At 70.3% G+C, this 3,234-nt stretch carries 2 protein-coding genes; both read right to left on the bottom strand.

The features are described from left to right. On the bottom strand, positions 1-708 hold a 708-nt coding region (locus E1293_RS45855), incomplete at its 3' end, for a carbon-nitrogen hydrolase family protein (RefSeq protein WP_132206263.1). 10 nt (positions 709-718) lie between these two features. Beyond that, complete coding sequence (locus E1293_RS45850) at positions 719-3,226, bottom strand: DEAD/DEAH box helicase (protein ID WP_132206261.1); 2,508 nt, start codon at positions 3,224-3,226, stop codon at positions 719-721. Positions 3,227-3,234: the final 8 nt, after the last annotated feature.

The raw sequence follows: 3,234 nt of genomic DNA, 5'->3' as shown, positions 1-3,234 counted from the left end.
CGCGACGCCCGGCCCCTCCCCCAGCGCGGCCGCCACCACCCCCATCGGGTCGACGATCATGCTGTTGCCGGCGCCGGTCGGGGCGCACTGGTCGGCGGCCGCCACATAGATCGTGTTCTCGATGGCGCGGGCCCGCACCAGCGTCCGCCAGTGGTCCTCCTTGAGCGGCCCCGGCACCCACTCGGCGGGCAGCGCGAGGACGTCGGCGCCCGCGTCCACGATCCGCCGCGTCACCTCCGGGAACCGGACGTCGTAGCAGGTCTGCATGCCGAACGTGACCCCGTCGACCGTGAACGTCTGCGGCGTGCCGATCTCGCCGTGCCGGACCAGCGCCGACTCCTCGTACCCGAACGCGTCGTACAGGTGGATCTTGCGGTACTCGGCGACGATGCCGCCACCGGGGGCGACGGCGACGAGCGTGTTGGAGATGCGGCTGCGGTCGTCCAGCCGCTCGTTCAGCCCGGCGACGAGGTGCACGCCGTGCCGCCGCGCCAGCTCGCCGAGCCCGCCCGCGAACGGGCCGTCCAGGGGCTCGGCCGAGTCGACGAACCGGCCGTCCATCTTCGGCGCGGTGAACATGGCGAACTCGGGAAGCACCACGACCTTCGCGCCGCGCCCGGCCGCCTCCCCGGTGAGCTTGCCGATCGCCGCCAGGTTCTCGTCCTTGTTGACGCCGGGCGCGAACTGCGCCACCGCGACCTGCACCATGGGTTGCCTCCTACATCCGGTCGACGCCGGTCACCCGGACGACGGCCTCGCCCTCCTGGTCGGATCCCGCGAGGTCGACCTCGGCGCTGATGCCCCAGTCGTGGTGGCCCTCCGGGTCGTCGAACACCTGCCGGACCCGCCAGAGCGCGTCCTCGGGGACCTCCTCGATCTGCAGCAGCTTCGGGCCGCGCGCGTCCGCCCCCGTGAGCAGCTCGTCGTGCTCCTCGAAGTAGCCGTCCATGGCGTCCGACCAGGCGCCGGCGCCGAAGTCGGGGTCAAGCGCGCCCAGCGCGCCGTAGTTCTCCAGCGCCGCCAGCTCCACCCGGCGGAACATCGCGTTGCGCACCAGCACCCGGAACGCCCGCGCGTTCGCGGTCACCTTCGTGACCCGCTCCTCGATCGGCTCGTCCAGGTCCTCGTCGGCCGGGTTCGCGAGCTGCTCCCACTCGTCCAGCAGGCTGGAGTCGACCTGCCGGACCAGCTCGCCCAGCCACTCGATCAGGTCGATCAGGTCGTCGGTCTTGATCGACTCCGGGACGGTCTGCTGCAGCGCCTTGTAGGCCCCCGACAGGTACCGCAGGACGAGCCCCTCGGCCCGCGCCAGCTCGTAGTACCCGATGTACTCGGTGAACGTCATCGCCCGCTCGTACAGGTCGCGCACGACCGACTTGGGCCGCAGCGGATGGTCGCCCACCCACGGGTGCCCGGCCCGGTAGATCTCGTACGCGGCGTCGAGCTCGTCCTCCAGCGGCTTCGGATGGTCGACGTCCTGGAGCAGCTCCATCCGCTCCTCGTACTCGATCCCCTCGGCCTTCATCTCCTGGACGGCCTCGCCGCGCGCCTTGTTGACCTGCGCGGCGAGGATCTGCCGCGGGTCGTCCAGCGTCGCCTCGATCACCGACAGCACGTCCAGCGCGTACGACGGCGACGCCGGGTCGAGGACCTCGAACGTCGCGAGCGCGAACGTCGACAGCGCCTGGTTGAGCGCGAAGTCCTCCTGGAGGTCGACGGTGACGCGCGCGTACCGTCCCAGGTCGTCGGGCTCCGGCAGCACCTCGACCACCCCGCCCGCCAGCAGCGACCGGTAGATCGCGATCGCCCGGGAGATGTGCCTCCGGCGCGCCGCGGGCTCCTCGTGGTTGTCGGTCAGCAGCCGCTTCATCGCCTCGAAGGCGTTGCCCGGCCGCGCGATCACCGACAGCAGCATCGCGTGGCTGACCTGGAACCGGGACCGGAGCATCTCCGGCTCGGCCTCCTGCAGTTTCGCGTAGACGTCCTCGTCCCAGCCGACGAACCCCTCGGGCGCCTTCTTGCGCTGCACCTTCCGCCGCTTCTTGGGATCGTCGCCCGCCTTGGCGAGGGCCTTCTCGTTCTCGACCACATGCTCGGGGGCCTGCGCCACCACGAACCCGACCGTGTCGAACCCGGCCCGCCCCGCCCGGCCGGCGATCTGGTGGAACTCCCGCGCCCGGAGCCGCCGCACCCGGTGCCCGTCGTACTTGCTCAGCGCGGTGAACACCACGGTCCTGATCGGGACGTTCACCCCCACGCCCAGCGTGTCCGTCCCGCAGATGACCTTCAGCAGCCCGGCCTGCGCCAGCCGCTCCACCAGCCGCCGGTACTTGGGCAGCATCCCCGCGTGGTGCACGCCGATCCCGTGCCGGACGAACCGCGACAGGCTCCGCCCGAACTTCGTGGTGAACCGGAAGTTGCCGATCAGTTCGGCGATGCGCGCCTTCTCCGCCTTGGTGCACACATTGATGCTCATCAGAGACTGCGCCCGCTCGATCGCCGCCGCCTGCGTGAAGTGCACCAGGTAGATCGGCGCCTTCTGCTCGGCCAGCAGCTCCTCGATCGTCTCGTGCAGCGGCGTGACCCGGTAGTCGTAGATGAGCGGGACCGGCCTTTCCGCCGACGTCACCAGCGCCGTCTGCCGTCCCGTCCGCCGCGCCAGATCCTTCTGGAAGAACGAGACGTCCCCCAGGGTGGCCGACATCAGCAGGAACTGCGCCTGCGGCAGCTCCAACAGCGGCACCTGCCACGCCCATCCCCGCTCGGGCTCGGCGTAGAAGTGGAACTCGTCCATGACCACGACACCGATGTCGGCGGCCGCACCGTCCCTGAGCGCGATGTTCGCCAGGACCTCGGCCGTGCAGCAGACGATCGGCGCCTCCGCGTTGACACTCGCGTCGCCGGTCATCATCCCGACGTTCTCGCGCCCGAACATCTCGCACAGGTCGAAGAACTTCTCCGACACCAGCGCCTTGATCGGCGCCGTGTAGAACCCGACCTGGTCCTTGCCGAGCGCCGCGAACAGCGCCCCCGCCGCCACGAGGCTCTTCCCGGACCCGGTCGGCGTCGACAGGATCACGTTCGCGCCCGACACCACCTCGATGAGCGCCTCTTCCTGCGCGGGATACAACGTGATCCCGCGGCCCGACACCCATCGCTCAAAGGCCTCGAACAACGAATCAGCGTCGGCGTCATTCCCAGAAGGCAGCTCATCGATAAGACTCACCCCACCAT

It is taken from the genome of Actinomadura darangshiensis (assembly GCF_004349235.1).
In the GTDB taxonomy this organism is placed as follows: domain Bacteria; phylum Actinomycetota; class Actinomycetes; order Streptosporangiales; family Streptosporangiaceae; genus Spirillospora; species Spirillospora darangshiensis.
Note: the sequence above shows the minus strand (reverse complement) of the source record. Positions and strands in the feature narration are given on the sequence as shown.